Source organism: Paraburkholderia sartisoli, assembly GCF_900107685.1.
In the GTDB taxonomy this organism is placed as follows: domain Bacteria; phylum Pseudomonadota; class Gammaproteobacteria; order Burkholderiales; family Burkholderiaceae; genus Paraburkholderia; species Paraburkholderia sartisoli.
On record NZ_FNRQ01000002.1, the window covers coordinates 617,683 to 639,489 of the forward strand.

A 21,807-nucleotide genomic window follows, 5' to 3' on the forward strand; every position below is an offset into this window, starting at 1 on the left:
ACCAATTACGAATAGAGGAATTAACGTAAACCCTTGCTGGAGGGGGCGCGGCGATATCGATATAAGCATTTTGTTCATGCCCCCAGCACGCACGCTGCTACCATCAAGGCATGCGGCAATGCGCCGCCCTACCCGATGCGCCGTCAACGGCCACCCACGCGAACCCATGATTCCGCCGACCATTCCTGAGCTTGTCGCCCGTGCCACCGAACATCCGTTCCTCGGCGAACACCTGGCGATGGGGACCGGCGACCAGCACGATCATGCGATCGCCCAGCTCGACAACCTCGCGATCGGCAGCCGCTACGAACCGATCTTCGACATCAGCGTGCATGCGCTTGCGCAGTCGCTTTCGACGGCGCCTGGGAGCGTCGATCGTTTCGGCGATGAGCTGGGTTTTCAGGCGGTCACGCAGCGCATCGATGGCGCGCCGTTCGATCCGTTCGGCGAAATCGACGAAGACCCCGAACTGGTCGCGATCGACCGCATGTCACGCGCGCTGCACGCGATCAATTTCTTTGGTGCGCAGCGCCACGGGCTGCTGTTTTTGCGCGTGCATGAGCGGCTCTTGAAGAGCGTGAAGTACGACCACGGAAGGCACTTTTCGAGCGTGCTCATTTCGTTTGGCCTGAATCCGGCGCGCGTGGTGATCGAGCTGCCTTCGGCAGCGGTCGCGCACCGGACCTTCCTCGGTTATCTCACGAAGAGTTACCAGCGTTACGGCTTCAAGGTGGCGGGGAACCTGCAGAACGCCGGCCAGGTGCTGTCCGTGTCGGACACGCGGCTCGACTTCATCAAGATGGACGCCGGCACCGCGCTCAGGGAAGCGACCGTGAAGCCGCTGGTCGGGTACACGGGACGCCTGAAAATCCCGCTCATCTTCGATCACGTCACCGACGAGAACCAGTTCGACCAGCTGCAACAATATGACGTGCGGTTCGTGCAGGGACCGCTTTTCGAGACGCACGACCGGACGGTTTGATTTTGCCGCGGGTTGCCGCGGTTGCCTGACGGCTGATGGCTGGCGGCTTGCGGTTGATCGCGTTGCGTCAGGCGGTGTCGCCGAGCCGCCGTGCGAGCGCCTTCAGACGCGGCGCCACCGTTTCGCGAAACACCACTTCCCCCATCGATGAAGCCGGCCCGCTGCAACTCAGCACCAGCCACCTTCCGTCGCGCGGCTCGCGAAACGGCACGGCCACCGCGTTCACGTCGTCGTGCCAGTCGCGAAACGAATAGCAGCAACCTTCGCGCGTGAAGGTGCCGATTTCATGCTGCGCGTCCGCCAGCAGCGCGGCGCCCTCCTTGCCCGCAGCCTTCGAGAGTTCCACGAGCAGCGCGGCGCGCACCTCGGGCGGCTGGACGGCGAGATACGCGCGGCCCATCGAACTCGTCAGCATCGACAGCCGCGAACCCGACGCAAGCCCCAGCGTCAACGCGGTCTCGCTACGGATCGTGTCGAGATAGATCATGTCGAGCCCATCGCGACAACCGAGCGACACGGCCGCGCCCACCTCGCGCGCCAACGTGCGCATGTGCGGGCGCGCAAGCTCGAGCGTGTCGGTGCCCGACAACAGCGCGAACCCCAGCGAAAGCACACCCGCATCGAGCGCGTACTTGCCGTGCGACTCGTCGAGACGCAGATAGCCCAGCACCGTGAGCGTGTAGGCGAGCCGGTTGACCGTCGCCTTCGGCAGGCCCGTGCGCTCGACGAAATCGCGGTTGCCAAGCATCGACTCGCCCGGCCTGAACGCGCGCAGCAGTTCAAGGCCGCGCGCGAGTGCAACCACGAATTTGCGATCGTCGAGCGGGTCGGAGGGGGTAGATGCAGGTGTCATCGGGTGATACACTCAGGTCTCATTTGCAAAACATTGTTCCGCATAGCGGAACTTGCGTCAAGCAGAAATCAGGAGAGACACATCATGGCTGAGGCCGCGCATTTTCATTGGGAAGACCCGCTGCTCCTCGATCAGCAGCTGGACGAAGACGAGCGCATGGTGCGCGACGCCGCCGCGGCGTACTCGCAGGACAAGCTCGCGCCGCGCGTGCTCGAAGCGTTCCGCCATGAAAAGACCGACATCGCGATCTTTCGCGAGATGGGCGAACTCGGCCTGCTCGGCCCGACGATTCCCGAGCAATACGGCGGCCCCGGCCTGAACTACGTCAGCTACGGGCTGATCGCGCGCGAGGTGGAGCGCGTGGATTCGGGCTACCGGTCGATGATGTCGGTGCAGTCGTCGCTCGTCATGGTGCCGATCTTCGAGTTCGGCTCCGATGCGCAGAAATCGAAGTACCTGCCGAAGCTCGCCACCGGCGAGTGGATCGGCTGCTTCGGCCTGACCGAGCCGAATCACGGCTCCGATCCGGGCAGCATGGTCACGCGGGCGAAGAAGGTCGACGGCGGTTTCTCGCTGTCCGGCTCGAAAATGTGGATCACGAATTCACCGATCGCCGACGTGTTCGTCGTGTGGGCGAAGCTCGAGGAAGACGGCAGGGACGAAATCCGCGGCTTCATTCTCGAGAAAGGCTGGAAGGGCTTGTCGGCGCCCACGATTCACAGCAAGGTCGGCCTGCGCGCGTCGATCACCGGTGAAATCGTGCTGGACGAAGTGTTTGTCCCCGAGGAAAACATGCTGCCGAACGTGAAGGGGCTGCGTGGTCCGTTCACGTGCCTGAACTCGGCGCGCTACGGCATTGCGTGGGGCGCGCTCGGCGCCGCCGAATCCTGCTGGCATACGGCGCGGCAGTACGTGCTCGACCGCAAGCAGTTCGGCCGTCCGCTCGCCGCAAACCAGTTGATCCAGAAAAAACTCGCCGACATGCAGACCGAAATCACGCTCGGCCTGCAAGGCGTGCTGCGCCTCGGCCGGATGAAGGACGAAGGCACGGCCGCCGTCGAAATCACGTCGATCATGAAGCGCAACTCGTGCGGCAAGGCGCTCGACGTCGCGCGTCTCGCACGCGACATGCTCGGCGGCAACGGCATTTCGGACGAATTCGGCATCGCGCGCCACCTCGTGAACCTCGAAGTGGTCAACACGTACGAAGGCACGCACGATATTCACGCGCTGATTCTTGGCCGCGCGCAGACAGGGATCCAGGCGTTCTTCTGATTCTTGCCGCCGTCGGGCTGGCCGCTTAAGAAAAACCCCGCTTTCCGGATTCGGAAGCGGGGTTTTGTCCTGCTGGCGAAAGCGTCAGTCTTAAGTATCGCCGACGCGCTTTGCCTTACTTGTTCGGCTGCGGCGTCATACGCAGATAAGGACGCAGCGCCTTGTAGCCCTTCGGGAACTTCTGCTTGAGGACCTCTTCGTCCTTCAACGACGGCACGATCACCACATCGTCGCCCTGCTTCCAGTTGCCCGGCGTCGCGACGGAATGGCTGTCGGTCAGCTGAAGCGAGTCGATCACGCGCAGCACTTCGTCGAAATTACGACCCGTGCTCGCCGGATAGGTGATCGTGAGACGCACCTTCTTCTTCGGATCGATCACGAAGAGCGAGCGGACCGTGGCCGTTTCGCTCGCGTTCGGGTGAATCATGTCGTAAAGCTCGGACACCTTGCGGTCGCCGTCGGCCAGTATGGGGAAACCGACGTTCGCAGCCTGCGTCTCGTTGATGTCCTTGATCCATTCCTTGTGCGACTCGGCGCTGTCGACCGACAGCGCGATCGTCTTCACGTTGCGCTTTTCGAACTCGCTGGCGAGCTTCGCGGTCAGGCCGAGCTCCGTCGTGCAGACCGGCGTGAAGTCGGCCGGATGTGAAAACAGCACGCCCCAACTGTCACCCAGCCATTCGTGGAACTTGATGCGGCCAACGCTGGAATCCTGCTCGAAATCCGGTGCGACGTCGCCTAGACGTAGACTCATGATGCCTCCTTGGTGAGTTCGAATGATCCGCTCATGGTGAAAACCGTGGCGCTCGGCAAAATTAGAGCATACGGGAAGTGCCGCGCACAATGAACGAACATTGCGTCACGCCTATATGAGTTTTTGTAATTTTCTCCGAATTGGACGAAACTTGACGGGCCAGATCAACTCAACCAGAAACCCGGATGGCGCGCAGGGTCACCGGTGCGTCACGTGATCTGTTTCGTTATCTGTTTTTATCAAGTGGCAGCTCGCATGTCGGGAACAGTTCCTGCATCCTGCTCATGTACGCAGCGCACCATGCTCGCCAGCCGTCGTTTCTTTGGTTACGATTCACGCGTAACGTGCCACGAATGGAGCTGTCAATGTCGGAAGCTAACAAGGAGAGATTGATGTCGGATATCAAAACCGTCCTCGCGGACGCAGAGGACCTGCTGAAGCAGGCCGCGAGCGCAACCGGCGAGCGCGCTTCGGAGCTCCGTGAAACGGCGCTCACGCGCCTGAAGCAGGCAAGAGAGAAGGCAGCCGACGTCCAGGTTGTCGTCGTCGAGAAGGGCAAGAAGGCGGCGCGCGCCACCGACGACTACGTGCATGAGCATCCATGGGCATCGGTTGGCATTGCAGCGGGCGTGGGTGTGCTGGTCGGCTTGTTGATCAATCGCAAATAAACAGTCACGGCAGTCGCCGCCGGGCTCACGCCCCGCGCGCTTCCGGCACGGTTGACCGGCGCATGCCTGGCCGGTCCGCCTTTTCTGGCGTACCTTCCGCCTCCCCATGCGCAACGCGCGAAAGTTATGACGATCGACACCCAATCGCAGCGCGCTGACCAAGGTCCGGTACGCCGCATCATCAGTTCCGTGTTTGCGATCCTGCAGACGCGGCTCGAGCTGATCGGCATTGAACTGGCCGAGGAAAAGGATCGCCTGCTCGCCGTGCTGTTTCTCGGCCTCGCGGCAATGATGCTCGCGACCATGGCACTCATCGCGCTGACGGCACTTGTCGCCATCACCTTCTGGGATACGTACCGCTGGCAGTCGCTGGCTGCCATCACGTTGGTGTATGCGCTGGCTGCGCTCTTTTGCGGGTTGAAAGCCCGTAACGGCTTGCAGAATGCGCCCATCGTTTTCGAGGCAACGCTGAACGAATTCGAAAAAGACCGCGAGACGTTCCGCAAGCAGTGAGGCAAGCGCGGCCGGTGTGCCGCGCGCCTTGTTTTCCCCCACTTCCCCACTTCTTCCAGACGCCCTCGACCGCCCATGAGCCAACTGCACCCAGACCGCGCGTTCCGCAGCAAGCACCCTTCGAAGGAACTGGCAGCGCCGCATCTGCGCGCGCTGCGCAAGGAACTGCTGCTCGTGCGTGCGGACGTCGAACGCATGGAGCTCGCGCAGGCGACGGTGGAACTGCGCCAGGCCGTGACGCATTTCAGCTGGCTCAAGTACTTTGTCCCCGGCTTTCGCGGGATGCGCTGGGGCGCGCCGAAAGGCAGCGCGGCCGGCATCGGCGGCCTGCTCAAGCAATATCCGCTGCTCAGCTCGCTCGCGTCGCTGCTGCTTGCGAAACCGCTGCGGGCGACGGTCGCCGCGGGCGCCAAACCGGCGCTCAAGTGGGGCAGCCTTGCACTCGCGGCGTGGGAAGCGTACCGGATCTGGCAGCAGATCAAACAGGACGGCGGCGGTGCGAAAACCAGCGCTGATTCTGGCACGGACGCGGATGCGGCCAGCGGTGATTCGTCACGCAAGCGCGGGTGAATTTCGACGTATCGCCGGGCTTGCGGAAACGTGTGCCTTGCCAGCGTCGCGCGTGAAACCACTGATCCCTGCGATGTTTCCGTAGACGGATTCACGTTCATCGCGTGCTCCAGCATTCGTTCGTATTTGCCATCGCGGAATCCCCGGCGCTCTGGTTTTTCCGCAAACCGGTCGCATCGATGACGAACGTCCCGCACGCGTCTTCGCGCATAGGCCCGTTTTCGACGGGTCGCGCTTCTACCGAATATCCACCGTTCGTATCGTCCGCACCCAGCACACGCAGACGGTAAACCGGCGTGCCGAACGCGGGAGCCTGATCGAGGCCCGCTGGCAAAGCGCCGATGTTCTTCTCCGTGGATGTTTCCAGGTACTGCGCAGCGCGATACAACGCGGACGCGGCATCGACCCGATGGCTGCGCGCCACCTGTGCGTGCCAGGAGGGCACGGCGAATACGGCGAGCACCGCGGCAATCGCCATGGCGATGACGAGTTCAAGCAACGTGAATGCACCTGCCTTTGAGTTCATGTCGTGTTTCATCCCGCTCAGAATGGTCGGGCGGCGACGCGCCGCCAGTGTCGTTCGGTCTTGCCGCCATCCATGACGATCTGCATCTGCAGCCATACCTGCGTGTCAGGCGCCGCGCCGAAGCCCCGGGCGGTCAGCAGATACGCCTTCGCTTCCGGACGAGCCGCCAATCGCCAGCCTTCGGCAAGACACTCGGGCGGCCGCCCTGACCCGGGCCATTGCGCGACAGGTACGATGGCGCCAGCCACAAAGGCCGCCTCCCGCATCCACCCCGTGGGTTCGCCTGTCACGGCTGGCACCGCGCCGGCACCTTCCGGGCTCACCCTGTCCGCGCACAGGAGCAACGCCGAATCCGCAGCGTGAAATGCCTGCAGGTAGTCCCGCAGATTCGTCGCGCCACGCGCGGCGGTGATCATCGACTCGAACCAGGCTGCGGATGTCGCCAGCATCATCGACGTAATCAGCAGTACGACCGGCAACGCGGCACCGCGCATGCGTCCACCGAGGCCAGTGCCTCGCGTTACAGGTCGTGGATAAATAGCCCGCCTCATGGCTGAACACCGGGGCCATTGCGAACCGCGATCCGCCGCCAGAACGCCTGTCTCGCGCGCGTGTCGCTGCCGATGCCGGACGCGCCATCGCAATCGACATAACGCACGCGCTGCCCGCGCGGCGCCCCGCGCACCAGAACGCACAGATCGACCGCCACGACCCGGGCCCACTGATCCGGTGCAAGCGCGGACGCATCCAACGGTTGCTGCGCGTTTGCAAGCCAGTACTGGATGCGCAGTCGCTCGATGCCCTCGAACACCGGCTGCCCATAGCCCGCCTTGCCGTTGCCCTCGCAGTAAAGTTCCGGCTCGCCAGTCGAAGCGCTGGTCTTCGCGTAGAAGCGGTTCACGACCGGTGCCGTGCCCGCAGACGCGCCACTGACGGCCTGGCCAAGACAGTCCGTGGGCTGGCCGCTTGCCGAAGGCCACGTCGACACGACATCGCCGACATAACGGATAACGATGCCGTCCGAATGGCTGGCCAGCGCTTCGCAGCCCGGGACGTCATCGGGTCCAATGGGCCGCGCGCCGGAACAGCCAAAGAGCGCAGCAGGCACATTCGCCGAAGCGGACGAGGTGACGTCAGCGGGCGTGAATCCGGCCATCTGGATCTGCTGCCCAAGCAGCGTCAACGCGCCGATGCCGGTTTCCTCGATGTGGGCGGCGTCGCTGGCGTTCGCGAAAGCCGCACGCTGAGACCGGTAGAGCGCCACGGCGCCAACGGTAACCACGAGCCCGAGTACAGTCGCGATCATCACTTCGAGCAGCGTATGACCGCGCGTCAAGTATCGACGACGCGTCATTTCGCAAACGCAATCGCAACGCACGCGGTTCCGGCCGGCAACGCGGTGTCCCCACAAAAATCGGGCAGATCGATCGGGTTGCCCGGCGCGACGTCCTGCGTTTCCCGCACCGCGGCCCACGTCACGCGCGCCGTCGCGAGGCCGCCCGTCAGCGCGACGACCGACGTGTCGCCCTTTGGCATCATGCTCGCAACCCGAAGCTTCCACACGGCCGAATCCGTTCCAGTTGCCGGCGATACCCGGAATGCCTCCACCAGCGAGTCGGCCACGAATGCCGCGCGCTCGCGCGTGGCCGTCGCGCCGGCGTGACGCGTCATCCATAGCTGCGTGGCGACCAGTCCAAGCGCCGTGACCGCAGTCACGGCCACGGCCACCATTACCTCCAGCAGGGTGCTACCCGAACAGTTTCCATGGCGACGCGTTTTCATGACGACGCCCCGCAAGCACCTTCGATCACGCGCGCACGGCCACCGGCTGCGATTCGCACGCAACGCCGCCACCGGTCGCCGCGAGTGGCCGCCGAGGGCGAGCGCGGCGCAAACTCGAAGCTGCGAAAACTGCCGATCACCTGACCGGCCGGCGGCGTGAACGCCACGTCAGTCAGCGTTCCCGTCACGCTGACCGCGGCGAGATCCGGCAGCACGCGCAGCAGCGACGATCGGCCCGCCCGTTCCGACATCACCGCCCATCCACACGACCAGTCAGCGGTGCCGGCCGGGCACGGCTTGCCGGCCGCAAGACAGTGAAGCGCGCTGTCGATACGGCACACGGTGACGCGCGCGCTGCGCCTCACCGCCTCACCGCGGGCAAACACCAGCGTCGAGACGAGCGCCTTCGCGCGCGCGTCGACCTGATCGCGCACGCGCCACGCAAAAAACGACGGTGTTGCCAGTACAGCCAGAACCGCGAGCATCGCGATGGCGACCAGCGTTTCAACCAGCGTGAATCCATCTCCACGCGGAACCGGAACGGCGTTCATTTTCATCTGCATCCCTGAATGATTCGAAGCATGCAGACAATTTACCGGGCGCTTCGAACGCCCACAATCGGCCGAATGGCCAGGTAGCGGACGCGTGCAATCACACGCCAGAATTCAGGCGTGACAGCACTCAGGGGAAGGAAAATGCGGATGCGCGAAAAATTAGCGCTTGCGGGTGGGTTTGCCGGGCGCGGCAGGGGGAGCCGCCATGCGCCGGAACTCCTCGATCACGTCCTCGAATTCGGAGACGTCCTCGAAGCGCCGGTAGACGGAGGCGAAGCGGACATAGGCAATCGTATCGAGCTCGCGCAACTCGTTCATCACGAGTTCGCCCAGACGCTCGCTGCGAACCTCGCGTTCGCCGCTGCCAAGCAACTGGTATTCGATACGCGAAGCCGCGGCATCGATTGCGTCGGCAGCAACCGGGCGCTTGCGCAGCGCCAGTTGCATGCTCGCAACAATCTTGCGGCGATCGAATTCAGTGCGGCTGCCATCCTTCTTGACAACCGACGGCAACGCCAGCTCGACCCGCTCATACGTCGTGAAACGTTTGTCGCAGGCCGGGCAGCGGCGGCGCCGGCGAATCGCGGCGCCATCTTCGGACACACGCGAATCGACCACCTGTGTGTCGTCATGCCGGCAGAAGGGGCAGCGCATGGCTGGTTAGCCGTACACCGGGAAACGTTTCGTCAATCCGGCGACCTGCGCGCGCACGCGTTCGATCGTGACGGCATCTTCCGGGTTGTCGAGCACGTCGGCGATCAGGTTGCCCACCAGTTCCGCTTCCGTCTCACCGAAGCCGCGGGTCGTCATGGCCGGCGAGCCAAGACGCACGCCGCTCGTGACGAACGGCTTTTCCGGATCGTTCGGAATGGCGTTCTTGTTGACCGTGATGTGCGCCGCACCGAGCGCCGCTTCCGCAGCCTTGCCGGTGATGTTCTTCGCGCGCAGGTCGACCAGCATCACGTGGCTTTCCGTGCGGCCCGACACGATGCGCAGGCCACGCTTCACGAGCGTTTCCGCCAGCACGCGTGCGTTGTTCACCACCTTCTGCTGGTATTCCCGGAATTCCGGCGACAGCGCTTCCTTGAACGCCACGGCCTTGCCGGCGATCACGTGCATCAGCGGGCCGCCCTGGATTCCCGGGAAGATTGCCGAATTGATCTGCTTCTCGAACTCGGCCTTCATCAGGATCACACCGCCGCGCGGGCCGCGCAGGCTCTTGTGCGTGGTCGTCGTGACGAAATCGGAGTGCGGCACCGGGTTCGGATACACGCCCGCGGCCACGAGACCCGCGTAGTGCGCCATGTCGACCATGAAATACGCGCCCACCGATTTCGCGATCTTCGACAGACGCTCGAAGTCGATGCGCAGCGCGAAAGCCGACGCGCCTGCCACGATCAGCTTCGGCTTGTGTTCCTGGGCGAGCTTTTCAGCCGCGTCGTAATCGATGTCTTCGGCTTCGTTCAGGCCGTAGCTCACGACGTTGAACCACTTGCCCGACATGTTGACCGGCGAGCCGTGCGTCAGGTGACCGCCGTGGGCGAGGCTCATGCCCATGATCGTATCGCCCGGCTTCAGCATCGCGAAAAACACGCCCTGGTTTGCCTGCGAGCCCGAGTTCGGCTGCACGTTCGCGGCTTCGGCGCCGAACAGCTGCTTCACACGGTCGATCGCCAGCTGTTCGGCGATATCGACGTACTCGCAGCCACCGTAGTAGCGCTTGCCCGGATAACCTTCCGCGTACTTGTTCGTGAGTTGCGAACCCTGCGCGGCCATCACGGCGGGGCTCGTGTAGTTTTCGGACGCGATCAGTTCGATGTGGTCTTCCTGACGGCGGTTTTCCTGTTCGATCACCTTCCAGAGTTCGGGATCGACGTTGGCGATGGTGCTTTTGGCTCTGTCAAACATACGGTTTCCGTTAAATGTGTTCAGGTTGACCGGATCATGCGCCGAATTGTGTGCAGAAGGCGTAGCGGGTATGCAGCGTTGCTGGCAACTGGGCCAGCCTTGACGTGGCGGATGGAGATGTACCGTACACGCGAGGCAAGGCAGCCACCGGCAGCGCAAAACATCGCGCGCGGATCACGGCTGCCCAGGCGAACGGCAAAAACGGCACCCTGCGCTTCCCGGTGGGTTGTTCCACCTTGAACCCCAAAGGGTTCTATCGCCAGTCACGCAGGGGTGAGCGCGTTAGTTTATTTGAAGCGCATCGAATAGGCAACCGCGCGACAGGTCCCGCCGGAGCGGACTTCGCGGCGTGGATTTGCGGGAAAAATTAACCGGACGGCGGGTCGTACAAACCCGGCCGCGACCACGACGCGCCACCCCAGCCAGCCAGGGTCTTCCCTTGCCGCGGCGTCGCATTGGAAGTAGGCTTGGCACCTTCTTTTTCTCCACCGACCAGGGAGCAGCAATGATCGTCTTCGTCACAGGGGCGTCCGCAGGGTTTGGCGCCGCCATCGCCCGGGCCTTCGTCAAGGGCGGCCACAAGGTGGTGGCCACCGCCCGCCGCAAGGACCGTCTCGACGCACTCGCCGGCGAACTCGGCGACGCGCTTCTTCCGTTCGAACTCGACGTACGCGACCGGGCGGCCGTCGAAGCCGCACCCGCCGCGCTGCCGCCGGAATTCGCCGCAGTCGACGTGCTCGTCAACAACGCGGGCCTCGCGCTCGGCCTCGAGCCGGCGCAGCGCGCGGAACTCGACGACTGGACCACGATGATCGACACGAACTGCACGGGCCTCGTGCAGGTGACCCGGGCGTTACTGCCGGGCATGGTCGAGCGCAATCGCGGCCACGTGTTCAACCTGGGCTCGGTCGCGGGCAGGTGGCCGTATCCGGGTGGCAACGTCTACGGCGCGACCAAGGCCTTCGTGCGCCAGTTCAGCCTGAACCTGCGCTCCGATCTGGCCGGCACCGCGATCCGCGTGACGGACATCGAGCCGGGCCTGTGCGGCGGCACCGAATTCTCGAACGTGCGTTTTCGCGGCGACGACGAAAAGGCGGCCAACATCTATCAGAACGTGCAACCGCTCACAGCCGAAGACATCGCCGATTCGATCTACTGGATCGCGACGCGTCCCGCGCACGTCAACATCAACACGATCGAACTGATGCCCGTGGCGCAGACGTTTGCGGGTCTTAGCATTCATCGCGGCTGAAGGATACCAGGCGAAACGTACGCCGGAAATCGGGATAGCGGCGCGCGTTCCGGTAAAATGCGCGCCATGGATATGTCTATCAGTCAGCCCGGCACGGAAATCGGCTTCACCTGGCCGATCCGGGTGTACTACGAAGATACCGACGCCGGCGGCATCGTTTTTTACGCGAATTACCTGAAGTTTTTTGAGCGGGCGCGTACCGAATGGCTGCGCGCGTGCGGCGTGGACCAGACCCGGCTCGCGGACGAAACCGGCACGATCTTCATCGTGCGCAGCACCGCGCTCGACTACCGCGCACCGGCCCGTCTCGACGACATGATCACCGTCGTCAGCCGGATCGAGCGACTTGGCCGGGCATCGGTCGACTTTGCGCAGGAAGCATGGCGTGAAGGTACGCTGCTTGCTACGGGAAGCATCCGGGTCGGCTGCGTCGAGCGCACCGCGATCAGGCCGACCGCGATCCCTCCATCTGTGCTTGCCGCGCTGCGGCGTGGTCCAGTCGGAGCCCGCGTGTCAACCGCGGGGGTCTGACCACCGTTGTCTGAGTGCCAGTGAACTCGTATCGATCAGGCAACACAAAGCATGGTTCGGCCAGCGCCTGGTCGAAGCTTTCCGTTTTCCCGACAGAAAGTTTCGATAAGCCCTTCAGCCGGACGCCCCTTCCGGGACGTTACAGCGAACCTATATGAACACTACACAAGATCTGTCGATCATTTCCCTCGTTCTTAACGCGAGCCTGCTGGCGCAGGCAGTGATGGCGCTGTTGCTGCTGCTGTCGCTGATGTCGTGGACTTTCATCTTCCGCAAGTGGTTTGCGATCCGCCGCGCGCGCGCGCAGACCGAACGCTTCGAGCGCGACTTCTGGTCGGGCGGCGACCTGCAGGCGCTGTATCAAAGCGCCGCGAACAACCGTCACACGATCGGCGCACTCGAACGTATTTTCGAGTCGGGCATGCGCGAGTTTCTGAAGGGCAAGGAAAAGCGCCTCAACGATTCGGGGGCGATCCTCGACGGCGCCCGCCGCGCCATGCGGGCAGCCTTCCAGCGTGAAATGGATGTGCTCGAGGCGAATCTCGCGTTCCTCGCCTCCGTCGGCTCGGTCAGTCCGTACATCGGTCTCTTCGGCACGGTGTGGGGGATCATGAACGCGTTCCGCGGTCTCGCGAACGTGCAGCAGGCCACGCTCGCCAACGTCGCGCCCGGTATCGCCGAAGCGCTGACGGCCACCGCCATCGGCCTCTTTGCCGCCATTCCGGCCGTGGTCGCGTACAACCGCTACGCACACGACATCGACCGCCTCGCGATCCGCTTCGAAACCTTCATCGAAGAGTTCTCGAACATCCTGCAGCGCCAGGCGCACTAAGGAGTCCACGATGGCCGGTTCCTCCCGTTCCAGCAGCATGCGCGGCAGCCGTTCGCGCCGCGCGATGGCGGACATCAACGTCGTGCCGTACATCGACGTGATGCTGGTGTTGCTCGTGATTTTCATGGTGACCGCGCCGCTCGTCGCGCCATCGATCGTCAATCTGCCGACCGTCGGCGGCGCCGCGCCGCAGCAGCAGACGCCGCCCGTCGTCGTCAACATTCGCGCCGACGGCAACATGAGCGTCAAGTACAAGGACGACGGGGGTACGCAGCAGCAGGAAGACATGACGAGGGCGGACCTGAACGGCTTCATCACCGACCGTGCGCAGACGCATCCCGACCAGCCGGTCGTGATCGCCGCCGACAAGACCGTCAAGTATGAAGTCGTGATGAACGTGATGTCCGACCTGAAAGCTCGTGGCGTCAAACGCGTTGGATTGCTCGTCAAATCGCAATGATCCGGAAGAATTCCGCCGCTCCCGTCCGACCGCCGCATGAACGCGGCACATGGCGCGCGTTCATGCTCGCGCTGGTGATGCACGTGCTGCTCGGGTTCTTCCTGTATCACGGCATTCACTGGCAGAACAGCACGCCGGCCGGCGCGGAAGCCGAGTTGTGGACCGCCGTGCCGGATACGCCCACGCCGCGGCCGGCTCCGCCGCCGCCGCAACCGGTCGCCCCTGCCCCGCCTGTCCCGGACGAGCAGGCCGACATCGCACTGCAGGAAAAGAAACGTCAGCAGCAGGAAGCTGCGCGTCAGGCGCAGCTGGCCGAGCAGCAGCGCCAGAAGCTGCAGGCGCAGCAGGAAGCCGAAGCGAAACGTCAGCAGCAACTCGCGCAGCAGCAGGCCGCTGAGCTCGCCGCGCAAAAGGCAGCCACGCTCAAGCAGAAACAGCAGGCCGACAAGCTCAAGCAGCAACAACTCGCCGAGCAGCAAAAGCAGGAGCAGTTGAAGCAGCAGAAGGACGAACAGCAGAAGGAAGCGCAACAGGCCAAGGCTGAAGCCCAGAAAAAAGCAGACGCCGAAAAGGCCGCGCAGGCAAAGGCTGCGCAGGCCCAGGCCCAGGCGAAGAAGCTCGACACCGAACGCCGCGCGCGTCTTGCGCAGATGCAGGGCATGGCCGGCGGCGAAGGCTCGACGGGCGAAGGCCTCGCGAAGAGCGGCACGGGCAGCGGCGCGGGTGGCAATGCGGCGTCGGCCGGTTACGCGGAGAAGGTGCAGCGGCGGGTGCGTCCGAACATCGTGTGGGCCGGCGATACGCAGGGCCTGGAAACGGTCGTGGCCGTGCGCTGCTCGCCGACGGGCACATTGTTGAGCGCAACGATCACGCGTGCCAGCAGCAACCCCCAGTGGGACGACGCTGCGCTGCGCGCGGTCCAGCGTTCGGATCCGATGCCGCTCGACACGAATGGAAAAACGCCGGCCAGCTTTACGATTACGTTGCGGCCGGCAGGTTGATGGCAGACGCCGCGCCCTTGTGCTACAAGGAGCGCGCCCGGGAACGAATTGTGCGTTTCCGGGTCTGTCTGCTGTCGTATTGTGGTAGAAATCCCGTTTTTCGGAGAATCCATACAGCATGAGTTTGATGACCAAGTCAGGCCTGAGGGTGCTCCTGGCGTCGTGCCTGATCGCGGCGGGCAGTAGCGCACACGCGCAACTCAACGTACTTGTTACGGGCGTCGGGTCCACCCAGTTTCCGATCGCCACGGCGAATTTCGCTAACGAAGCGAACTCTCCCCAGCAGATCAGCACGATCGTGCGCCAGGATCTGCAGCGCAGCGGCAAATTCACCAACATCGACGCCGGTGCCACGCCCGTAGCCGAAACCGATTCCGTCGACCTCGGCAGCTGGAAGGCCAAGGGCGCCGATGCATTCGTGTCCGGCAGTGTGAACCGCCTGTCGAACGGCCAGTACGAAGTGCGCTTCAAGCTCTACGACACGGTCAAGCAGCAGAGCCTTGGCGGCCTCGTGCTCGTGAGCCCCGAAAGCGGTCTGCGCATGAGCGCGCACAAGATCGCGGACTACATCTACGCAAAGCTGATGGGCTCGCGCGGCGTGTTCGCCACGCGTCTGTCGTACGTCATCAAGACGGGCAACCGTTATCAGTTGCAGGTTTCCGATTCGGACGGCCAGGACGCGCACATCGCGCTCTCCAGCCCGGAACCGATCATTTCGCCGGCATGGTCGCCGGATGGCACGAAGGTCGCCTACGTGTCGTTCGAGAAGAAGAAGCCGATCGTCTACATTCACGACCTGCCTACGGGTCGCCGGGTTATCGTCTCCGATCAGAAGGGCAACAACAGTGCTCCTGCATGGTCGCCGGACGGTCGTACGCTCGCGATTGCGCTCTCGCGCACCGGCAACACGCAGATCTTCAGCGTCAATGCCGATGGCAGTGGCCTGCGTCGCCTGACGCAGGGCAGCTCGATCGATACGGAACCCGCGTTCTCGCCTGACGGCCAGTGGATCTATTTCACGAGCGACCGCGGCGGCGCCCCGCAGATCTACAAGATGCCGGCTCAGGGTGAAAGCAGCGGTGCCGCGCAACGCGTCACGTTCTCGGGCAACTACAACACCAGTCCGCGCGTGAGCCCGGACGGCAAGGAACTCGCGTACATTTCGCGCACGGGTGGCGGCTTCAAGCTGTATCTGCTGGATCTGCAGACCGGCGCGGCAACCGGCCTCACCGACACGACACATGACGAATCGCCCAGCTTCGCGGCGAACGGTCAGTACATTCTTTACGCCACTCAGGTGAACGGCCGTGGCGTGCTGGCCGCGGTGTCGACTGATGGTCGTACCCGGCAGGTCCTGTCCGTTCAGGGCGGCAACGTTCGCGAGCCGTCCTGGGGCCCCTTTATGCAATAACGTTTATGCAATAACACACAAGGAGAGTAAAAAATGATGTCCAAACTTCGTATCGCATTTGCTGTATTGATGCTCGGCGCACTTGCTGCATGTCATTCGGGCGTGAAGCTCGACGAAAACGCCAACAAGGGAGGCGCGGTCAGCACGCAACCGAATCCGAACGCGGTTGCCCAGGTGAACGTCGATCCGCTGAACGATCCGAACAGCCCGCTCGCGAAGCGCAGCATCTACTTCGACTTCGACAGCTACTCGGTCAAGGACGACTACCAGTCGCTGCTGGGCCAGCACGCGCAATACCTGAAGAGCCATCCGGAGCGTCACGTGCTGATCCAGGGCAACACCGACGAACGCGGCACGAGCGAGTACAACCTGGCACTCGGCCAGAAGCGTGCTGAAGCGGTGCGTCGTTCGCTGTCGCTGCTGGGCGTGCCCGATTCGCAGATGGAAGCTGTGAGTCTCGGCAAGGAAAAGCCGCAGGCGACGGGTCACGACGAATCGTCGTGGGCGCAAAATCGCCGTGCAGACCTCGTGTACCAACAGTAACGGATGATGAGCCGAATGACGCATCGTTTCTCCTGGCTGCGGGTGGCCGCAGCGGCCTGCGTCGCGGGGACGGCCTTGATGGCCGGACCGGCGCACGCTGGCATGTTTGACGACGATCAGGCCCGTCAGGCGATCCTCGATCTGCGTACCAAGACCGACAGCCTGTCGAGCCAGTTGTCCGCTGCACAGCGCACGATCCTCGATCAGTCCAACCGTCTCGACCAGCTGAACCAGCAGGTCGCGACGCTGCGTGGACAGAACGAGGACATGGCCAACCAGCTCGCGACCGTGCAGAAGCAGCAGAAGGACTACTACACCGACCTCGATGGCCGGCTGAAGAAGTTCGAGCCGCAGCAGCAGACCGTCGATGGCGTGCAGGGTGTGGTGCAGCCGGGTGAAACAGACGCGTTCAACGCCGCCTCGCAGCAGTTCCGCAGCGGCGATTACAAGAACGCGGCTGCGTCGTTCCGCGCGTTCATCGCGAAGTATCCGCAGAGCCCTTATCAGCCGACCGCGCAGTACTGGCTCGGCAACGCGCAATATGCATTGCGCGATTACAAGGGCTCGACGGCGACGTGGCAGGGCGTCGTGAAGAATTACCCGCAGCATCCGCGTGCGCCTGAAGCGCTGCTCGCGATTGCGAACAATCAGCTCGAACAGGGACAGAAGGCAGCCGCCCGCAAGACCCTGGAGCAGATCGTCGCGCAATACGGCAGCTCGGACGTGGCGCAGTCGGCTCAAAGCAAGCTGTCGCAGATCAAGTAAAGCAGCTGCTCGCGGTACGGCGCGTAGCACTTGTGTTATGCAACGCGCGCCTCTCGCTGAAAAGCCCGGAGCATCCAGTGCGCCGGGCTTTTCTCTTTGGCGCAGGGCGAGGGCGGCGGGTTGACATGCAACCCCCGCCATCGCTATAATCTCGCTTCTCTTTTGGGTCGTTAGCTCAGCTGGTAGAGCAGCGGACTTTTAATCCGTTGGTCACAGGTTCGAATCCCGTACGGCCTACCAAAGAATTTGTTTTGGGATCAAGGAATTACGCCACTTCAACGAGTGGCGTTTTTTCTTTCTGCGTCCCCATGATTGACCAAAACTTGACCGTGCCAGCGTGCTCAGCCAGGTGACTCGGGGCGAGGTGGGCATACTTCTGCACCATCTCGATGGTTTCCCATCCCCCAAGTTCCTTCAGCACCATCAGCGGTGTGCCCCGCTGAACGTGCCAGCTCGCCCAGGTGTGGCGCAGGTCATGCCAGTGGAAATCCTCGATCGCGACGATCCGGCAGGCCCGTTCGAAATCCCGGGCATCGACCTGCGTGATGCGTCGTGCAGAACCTGCCGTGCGGGTGAACACGAAGCGCTTTGCGGTTTTCAGGCGACGTTCGAGAACGCCGATCGCATCCTCGTTGAGCGGTACCGGACGCGCCCGCCTGGACTTCGCTCCTTCATGCGTTATCCAGGCATTGTGCTGAGCCAGGTCCATCTGCGATGGCGTCAGACCCAACAGCTCGCCTTCCCGCATACCCGTTGCAACAGCAACGATCGCCGCGTCGCGCATCCAGTCCAGCCGTAACGCCTGGATGAGTGCTGCGATGACTTCAGGCGGTTCCCAACGCACCCTCACATCAGGCTCGTGGTAATGCGGCAGCTTCGGCACGCGATCGATCCATTCCCACTCCGCGCACAGATTCAGCATCCGTTTGATCGTGGAAACGTACCGGTTGCGCGTGCTGCCGGTCAGCGGTTTGGTCGGTTTTCCCTTGATGATCTGATGCGTGGGCAACGCATCGACAATCGCATCGGTTGTTAAAGAACGGACAGACCGGGCTGCGAACTTCTCGCGCCAGTACTCGACATGCCGCAGCTTGGTGGCATAGTCGCGCTGGCCCTCACACTCGCGCAGGAACCGGACGGCGGCTTCCTCGAAGGTCCGGTCGGGGATGTCGCCAAGCTTGTCCTGTCGCCACAGATCGGCTTTCAGGCGGTCGTGATATTCCTGCGCCGCCTTTCGGTCCGTGGTTTCAGTAGAGCGTCTAATTCTCTGGCCGCCTGGCGTGCGGATGTCGAGGTGCCAGACACCGGATTTCTTGTCTTTGCGGATGGGCATTGCATTTCTCCACCGACCCGCAGCGGTAGCCGGGGACCATTGTTCCTGGTTTCGCAGAGTTCGGCAAGTCGGGACGGCAGTACCCGCCATACGCGCGAGCCGGGCAACCGGAAACCAATGCGACAGCGCAAAGCGAACACCGTGCTGTAGGAGAGCTGGAGCCGGTCGGCGACCTGCCGCAGCGTGAGGGCGCGGTCATCGTCCATGCCCCCTCTCCTTCCGCAATGACGCGCGGTAGTGCTCCGGGTCGTCCAGCCACTCGATCACGTCGGCCGAACGCCAGAGCGTGCAGCGTGAGCCGAACCGCACCGCACGCTGAAAGCGCCCGGCCTGCTCCAGCGTCAGGACGGTCTGCCGTGACAGGACGACATGGGGGCGAAGATCAAGGAAACGCAGCAGGTAGCCGGGTGCGAGCGGCGCAGCCGGCGAGGGGACGGAGATTTTGCGGGCCATCGGACTGCCTCCTGAAACAGGCAGCCTCTTTACGGTCATCAGGAGAAGCACGCCGCGGAGCGCGGCAAGAGGCGAGGGAATCCGCGCAACGCTCAGGCGTGCGCGGCCTCCGGTGGAACGAGGCGGAATGCGGTGAGATTCGGATCAATCAGTCCGAGCTGGAATCGCAGGCAGGCCCGCAAGCGGCCAAGGACAACTGGCAACATGTTGAGCACGATCCGCACGTGCCGCTCAACGACATGCCAGATTGAAAGCATGAGCCGACCCAGCATGGCTGCCCATGCGTTCATGCGGGCTGCCCGAAGCCGGTTTGCCGATCGCATCCGCTCCCCGTGCATCTGCCCGGACAGTCCGTAGAAGATCAAGATCCACGCGACCACGCCGGCGAAGCAGTCGACCATGGGGCCGAGACAGGACAGGAAGCTGAATGCGAATGTGAGCACAACGAGCAGGACAAGCGGCCCGATCACAACGGCAGGCGCAAAGCGCCATCGGCGCGTTTCCCGGTCCATGTTCAGGCGAAACCCCTCGCAGCACATGCGGATCACACAGGCCGGCAATGCGCCTGCGTCGCTCGTGCAGCAACGCAATTGCAATTCGAAGGAGCAAGGAATTTCGTTCATAGTGAAAACGACCTTAAGCCTCAATAACCCGAAAATCAAGAACCCCTGCGCAGGGCAATCGCCTGTTGAGGCTGCCGGTTGTACCAGAGAGCAGCCACCGTTACCCGGACGCCGTATCCTCAGCGTCCACCTCACCCTCGGTCGCACCCGTGATTGCCGCTACCAGCGCCAGCACTCCCCTCTTCTCCCGGGGCTTCAGTTCACGATACCCGGCAAGCAGCCGTTCCACGTCACCATCAAGCGCGAGGGTTGCAGGATCAGACGTGCGCCCAGTCAGCAGATACAGGACATCAACGCCGACCTCCGCAATCCCTGCCAGATAACTAGCATCGGGATATCTCAGCCCTTTTTCGTAATTGAGCTGCGCATGCTTCTGCACGCCGCCCGCATTCGCCAACTCCGCCTGGTTCAAGTCGAGCCGACGTCGCTCTTGCTTCAGGCGAACGGGAAAAGCATCCATTTGTGAAATCGCTATTGACATATTCACGTTTGACTACTAATGTAGGTGGCGTATCCAGTTGACTAGTTCTTAATGGTATCGCGCCCGTCGCGATACGAACCTGTTTTGCGCTTCTGCAGACGGTTTGCTTCTACCCAAGAGGAGAGATGCCATGTCGTTCAACTACGAAATCCGCGGTGCCCTGCCTGTGCGGTCAAGTTTCAAGCACGCCCACGCACGGCAACTCGCCGAAAGCCTCGCAAACCCGGCTGACGTATATTTTGCAACTGACGACGTATCCCATTCGCTCGTCATACGCGTGCGCGGAGCGCTCTCGGAAGACGAACAGCGGTCAATCGAAGATACGCTCGAACAATTCTCGCGCGATTGGGCGGCGGCGGGCGCGCTCTTCAGCAGGTTACGCTATGGCGAGCCGTCATTCGTTCCCCTCGGGCTGGCGTCACACGTCGAACTGCTCGACGAACTCACGGATCTGCACGCCCAGCTCGACGCACTGCTGGCTCGTCAGGCCCTCATCCTCGCCCAACTGGGCACCACGGACGTTGCACCAGCAGCAGAACCCACTGGCCAGTAACAAATATCATCGCAAGCATACAAGGATGGCCGTCATGGAAAAAGGAACGTACGTCCTGTCGGGCTCGCTGCCCGTCAATGACGACCTGGAAGCTGAACAGATCGAGCGGGTCCGGCGGCACCTGGGCGGCTTCGCCAGCGTGTACCTTGCGCACGACGAAACCGCACATACGGTGTCGCTGCACATCTCGGGCACGATGCTCCGGGACGATGTCCGGCTCATCGAGCGGCGCCTCGAGAAGTTCGCCGAAGAGAACTGTACCGCCGGCGCCATCCTGCTGAGTGAATGGAACGGACTGACGGATTGGCTCATTATCGGGATGAACTGGCACGTACAGTGTCTCCTCAAGCTCGGCGCCGTGCAGGAGCAGTTCGCAAGGCTTGTGGAACGTGATTTCGATTTCCTCGTGCGACTCGAGCCGCCTAGCGGTAATGCGGTCGGCGAGACCCCGCCGCTGATGTGCGTCTCGATCGCAACCTGACACCAGAAACGGACGGAATAGGCGATGCGACCGCCGCGAATCCCGGGCACAGAATGCAGTTGTGCATTGCGGAAGCAATCTCTGGCCTGATCAGTCGTCCAGTACCGCGGATCGAAGGCCCAGGTAATCGACAAAGGGATTGAAGTCCCGGTCGCTGAACAGCAGCGAGATGCCATTCTCGATGCAGTACGTCGCGATAAGCGTATCGATGGTTTTCCGGATCGTCACGCCCTGCGCTCTCAAGGCGCGGTAATTTCGCGCAGCCTGAACAGCGTTATCAGGGCCGACAAGCGACACAACGCTCAGACGCATCGTCATCAGTTGCCTGGCGGTGTTGAATTCGGACTCGGACGAGAAGCCCTGCAACACTTCCGCCACGATCAGGTCGCCGGTCAGCAGCGCTTCCGTGCCCAGCAAGACGTCGAGTTTGTCGGTTTCTGGCGCGACCACGCCCCGAAAATAATCGATCCAGACGCTCGAATCGACAAGCGTCATCGATCCGTTCTCATCGCATCAAGATCGCCTTCCCAATGGAGCGCCCCCCGGAACTGGCGGATCTGTTCCTGCTGTTTGAGTCGGATGATCGTCTTCAGGCCGAGTTCGACCGCCTCCCGCTTGGTCTTGATGCCGGTCGCGGCAAGCGCTTCGGCCATCAACCTGTCGTCGATTTCGATGTTGGTGCGCATGGCATACCTCGCAATGT

The 21,807-nt window shown here is 62.9% G+C and carries 30 protein-coding genes, 1 tRNA gene and 1 riboswitch; of the genes, 16 read left to right on the forward strand and 15 right to left on the reverse strand.

The annotated features are described in order from the left end of the window. Positions 1-166: 166 nt before the first annotated feature. Complete coding sequence (locus BLV45_RS10010; protein ID WP_090532288.1) at positions 167-982, forward strand: EAL domain-containing protein; 816 nt, start codon at positions 167-169, stop codon at positions 980-982. 67 nt (positions 983-1,049) lie between these two features. On the opposite strand, the gene BLV45_RS10015 is transcribed toward BLV45_RS10010, so the two are convergent. Further along, positions 1,050-1,835, reverse strand: coding sequence for an IclR family transcriptional regulator (locus BLV45_RS10015; RefSeq protein ID WP_090532870.1), 786 nt, complete (start codon positions 1,833-1,835; stop codon positions 1,050-1,052). A gap of 84 nt (positions 1,836-1,919) precedes the next feature. Here BLV45_RS10015 and BLV45_RS10020 point away from each other — a divergent pair, with 84 nt between their 5' ends. Then, positions 1,920-3,110, forward strand: a complete 1,191-nt coding sequence (locus BLV45_RS10020) for an acyl-CoA dehydrogenase (protein WP_090532291.1) — start codon at positions 1,920-1,922, stop codon at positions 3,108-3,110. A gap of 115 nt (positions 3,111-3,225) precedes the next feature. Here the strand turns inward: BLV45_RS10020 and BLV45_RS10025 are convergent, their stop codons facing one another. Further along, positions 3,226-3,864, reverse strand: coding sequence for a peroxiredoxin (locus BLV45_RS10025; RefSeq protein ID WP_090532293.1), 639 nt, complete (start codon positions 3,862-3,864; stop codon positions 3,226-3,228). Between the two features lie 365 nt (positions 3,865-4,229). Between BLV45_RS10025 and BLV45_RS10030 the strand changes: the two genes are divergently transcribed. The 3 genes from BLV45_RS10030 to BLV45_RS10040 all read left to right on the forward strand — a co-directional run bounded on the left by BLV45_RS10030 (position 4,230) and on the right by BLV45_RS10040 (position 5,615). Next, positions 4,230-4,532 (forward strand): DUF883 family protein, encoded by a 303-nt coding sequence (locus BLV45_RS10030; RefSeq protein WP_090532295.1) that lies wholly within the window; start codon positions 4,230-4,232, stop codon positions 4,530-4,532. A gap of 126 nt (positions 4,533-4,658) precedes the next feature. Continuing rightward, complete coding sequence (locus tag BLV45_RS10035; RefSeq protein WP_090532297.1) at positions 4,659-5,045, forward strand: phage holin family protein; 387 nt, start codon at positions 4,659-4,661, stop codon at positions 5,043-5,045. Positions 5,046-5,120: 75 nt separating this feature from the next. Continuing rightward, complete coding sequence (locus BLV45_RS10040; RefSeq protein ID WP_090532300.1) at positions 5,121-5,615, forward strand: DUF3318 domain-containing protein; 495 nt, start codon at positions 5,121-5,123, stop codon at positions 5,613-5,615. A gap of 97 nt (positions 5,616-5,712) precedes the next feature. Here the strand turns inward: BLV45_RS10040 and BLV45_RS10045 are convergent, their stop codons facing one another. The 7 genes from BLV45_RS10045 to glyA form a co-directional block, all read right to left on the reverse strand. Beyond that, the gene (locus BLV45_RS10045) at positions 5,713-6,141 is read right to left on the reverse strand and encodes a type IV pilin protein (protein WP_090532873.1); all 429 of its coding nucleotides are present in this window, start codon (positions 6,139-6,141) and stop codon (positions 5,713-5,715) included. A 17-nt stretch (positions 6,142-6,158) separates the two neighbouring features. Further along, on the reverse strand, positions 6,159-6,635 hold the full coding sequence (locus tag BLV45_RS10050; RefSeq protein ID WP_090532302.1) for a pilus assembly PilX family protein: 477 nt from the start codon (positions 6,633-6,635) through the stop codon (positions 6,159-6,161). Positions 6,636-6,688: 53 nt separating this feature from the next. Then, positions 6,689-7,495, reverse strand: a complete 807-nt coding sequence (locus BLV45_RS10055) for a PilW family protein (RefSeq protein ID WP_090532304.1) — start codon at positions 7,493-7,495, stop codon at positions 6,689-6,691. Further along, positions 7,492-7,923, reverse strand: a complete 432-nt coding sequence (locus BLV45_RS10060) for a type IV pilus modification PilV family protein (protein WP_090532306.1) — start codon at positions 7,921-7,923, stop codon at positions 7,492-7,494. The genes BLV45_RS10055 and BLV45_RS10060 overlap by 4 nt, the downstream gene beginning before the upstream one ends. Continuing rightward, a complete protein-coding gene (locus BLV45_RS10065; RefSeq protein WP_176954116.1) occupies positions 7,920-8,480 on the reverse strand; it encodes a GspH/FimT family pseudopilin in 561 nt (186 codons plus the stop codon). The genes BLV45_RS10060 and BLV45_RS10065 overlap by 4 nt, the downstream gene beginning before the upstream one ends. Positions 8,481-8,636: 156 nt before the next feature. Continuing rightward, entirely contained in the window at positions 8,637-9,131 is a 495-nt protein-coding gene (gene nrdR, locus BLV45_RS10070) for a transcriptional regulator NrdR (RefSeq protein WP_090532310.1), read from the reverse strand. Positions 9,132-9,137: 6 nt separating this feature from the next. Further along, positions 9,138-10,385 (reverse strand): serine hydroxymethyltransferase, encoded by a 1,248-nt coding sequence (gene glyA / locus BLV45_RS10075; RefSeq protein ID WP_090532312.1) that lies wholly within the window; start codon positions 10,383-10,385, stop codon positions 9,138-9,140. 175 nt (positions 10,386-10,560) lie between these two features. Further along, positions 10,561-10,662, reverse strand: a riboswitch (ZMP/ZTP riboswitch). 228 nt (positions 10,663-10,890) lie between these two features. Here glyA and ydfG point away from each other — a divergent pair. The 9 genes from ydfG to BLV45_RS10125 all read left to right on the forward strand — a co-directional run bounded on the left by ydfG (position 10,891) and on the right by BLV45_RS10125 (position 17,420). After that, positions 10,891-11,637, forward strand: coding sequence for a bifunctional NADP-dependent 3-hydroxy acid dehydrogenase/3-hydroxypropionate dehydrogenase YdfG (gene ydfG, locus BLV45_RS10085; protein ID WP_090532314.1), 747 nt, complete (start codon positions 10,891-10,893; stop codon positions 11,635-11,637). A 57-nt stretch (positions 11,638-11,694) separates the two neighbouring features. Further along, a complete protein-coding gene (gene ybgC, locus BLV45_RS10090) occupies positions 11,695-12,168 on the forward strand; it encodes a tol-pal system-associated acyl-CoA thioesterase (RefSeq protein WP_090532316.1) in 474 nt (157 codons plus the stop codon). 154 nt (positions 12,169-12,322) lie between these two features. Continuing rightward, a complete protein-coding gene (tolQ, locus tag BLV45_RS10095; protein ID WP_090532318.1) occupies positions 12,323-13,000 on the forward strand; it encodes a protein TolQ in 678 nt (225 codons plus the stop codon). A 10-nt stretch (positions 13,001-13,010) separates the two neighbouring features. After that, a complete protein-coding gene (tolR, locus tag BLV45_RS10100; protein ID WP_090532319.1) occupies positions 13,011-13,460 on the forward strand; it encodes a protein TolR in 450 nt (149 codons plus the stop codon). Then, positions 13,457-14,461 (forward strand): cell envelope integrity protein TolA, encoded by a 1,005-nt coding sequence (tolA, locus tag BLV45_RS10105; protein ID WP_090532320.1) that lies wholly within the window; start codon positions 13,457-13,459, stop codon positions 14,459-14,461. Before tolR ends, tolA begins: the two co-directional genes overlap by 4 nt. A gap of 118 nt (positions 14,462-14,579) precedes the next feature. Then, entirely contained in the window at positions 14,580-15,872 is a 1,293-nt protein-coding gene (tolB, locus tag BLV45_RS10110) for a Tol-Pal system beta propeller repeat protein TolB (RefSeq protein ID WP_090532322.1), read from the forward strand. A gap of 33 nt (positions 15,873-15,905) precedes the next feature. After that, the gene (gene pal, locus BLV45_RS10115; protein WP_090532324.1) at positions 15,906-16,415 is read left to right on the forward strand and encodes a peptidoglycan-associated lipoprotein Pal; all 510 of its coding nucleotides are present in this window, start codon (positions 15,906-15,908) and stop codon (positions 16,413-16,415) included. Between the two features lie 15 nt (positions 16,416-16,430). Further along, positions 16,431-17,180, forward strand: a complete 750-nt coding sequence (ybgF, locus tag BLV45_RS10120) for a tol-pal system protein YbgF (RefSeq protein ID WP_090532326.1) — start codon at positions 16,431-16,433, stop codon at positions 17,178-17,180. A gap of 164 nt (positions 17,181-17,344) precedes the next feature. Beyond that, a tRNA-Lys gene (locus BLV45_RS10125) sits at positions 17,345-17,420 on the forward strand. Between the two features lie 25 nt (positions 17,421-17,445). Here the strand turns inward: BLV45_RS10125 and BLV45_RS10130 are convergent. From BLV45_RS10130 to BLV45_RS10145, 4 genes are all read right to left on the reverse strand, one after another. Continuing rightward, on the reverse strand, positions 17,446-18,513 hold the full coding sequence (locus BLV45_RS10130) for a tyrosine-type recombinase/integrase (protein ID WP_090532328.1): 1,068 nt from the start codon (positions 18,511-18,513) through the stop codon (positions 17,446-17,448). A 195-nt stretch (positions 18,514-18,708) separates the two neighbouring features. Then, positions 18,709-18,966: a helix-turn-helix transcriptional regulator gene (locus BLV45_RS10135; RefSeq protein ID WP_176954117.1), complete on the reverse strand. Its 258-nt coding sequence runs from the start codon at positions 18,964-18,966 to the stop codon at positions 18,709-18,711. Positions 18,967-19,058: 92 nt separating this feature from the next. Then, on the reverse strand, positions 19,059-19,589 hold the full coding sequence (locus BLV45_RS10140) for a hypothetical protein (RefSeq protein ID WP_143130410.1): 531 nt from the start codon (positions 19,587-19,589) through the stop codon (positions 19,059-19,061). A 100-nt stretch (positions 19,590-19,689) separates the two neighbouring features. Beyond that, positions 19,690-20,070 (reverse strand): helix-turn-helix domain-containing protein, encoded by a 381-nt coding sequence (locus BLV45_RS10145; protein ID WP_407670992.1) that lies wholly within the window; start codon positions 20,068-20,070, stop codon positions 19,690-19,692. Positions 20,071-20,200: 130 nt separating this feature from the next. Between BLV45_RS10145 and BLV45_RS10150 the strand changes: the two genes are divergently transcribed. Next, entirely contained in the window at positions 20,201-20,623 is a 423-nt protein-coding gene (locus tag BLV45_RS10150; RefSeq protein ID WP_090532334.1) for a hypothetical protein, read from the forward strand. Between the two features lie 34 nt (positions 20,624-20,657). Then, positions 20,658-21,104 carry a hypothetical protein gene (locus BLV45_RS10155; RefSeq protein ID WP_090532337.1) on the forward strand — a complete coding sequence of 149 codons (447 nt, stop codon included), beginning with the start codon at positions 20,658-20,660 and terminating at the stop codon, positions 21,102-21,104. A gap of 90 nt (positions 21,105-21,194) precedes the next feature. Here the strand turns inward: BLV45_RS10155 and vapC are convergent, their stop codons facing one another. Both vapC and BLV45_RS10165 read right to left on the reverse strand, forming a co-directional pair. Continuing rightward, positions 21,195-21,599: a type II toxin-antitoxin system VapC family toxin gene (gene vapC, locus BLV45_RS10160; protein ID WP_090532339.1), complete on the reverse strand. Its 405-nt coding sequence runs from the start codon at positions 21,597-21,599 to the stop codon at positions 21,195-21,197. After that, positions 21,596-21,790, reverse strand: a complete 195-nt coding sequence (locus BLV45_RS10165; protein ID WP_090532341.1) for a type II toxin-antitoxin system VapB family antitoxin — start codon at positions 21,788-21,790, stop codon at positions 21,596-21,598. The genes vapC and BLV45_RS10165 overlap by 4 nt, the downstream gene beginning before the upstream one ends. Between the last annotated feature and the right edge of the window lie 17 nt (positions 21,791-21,807).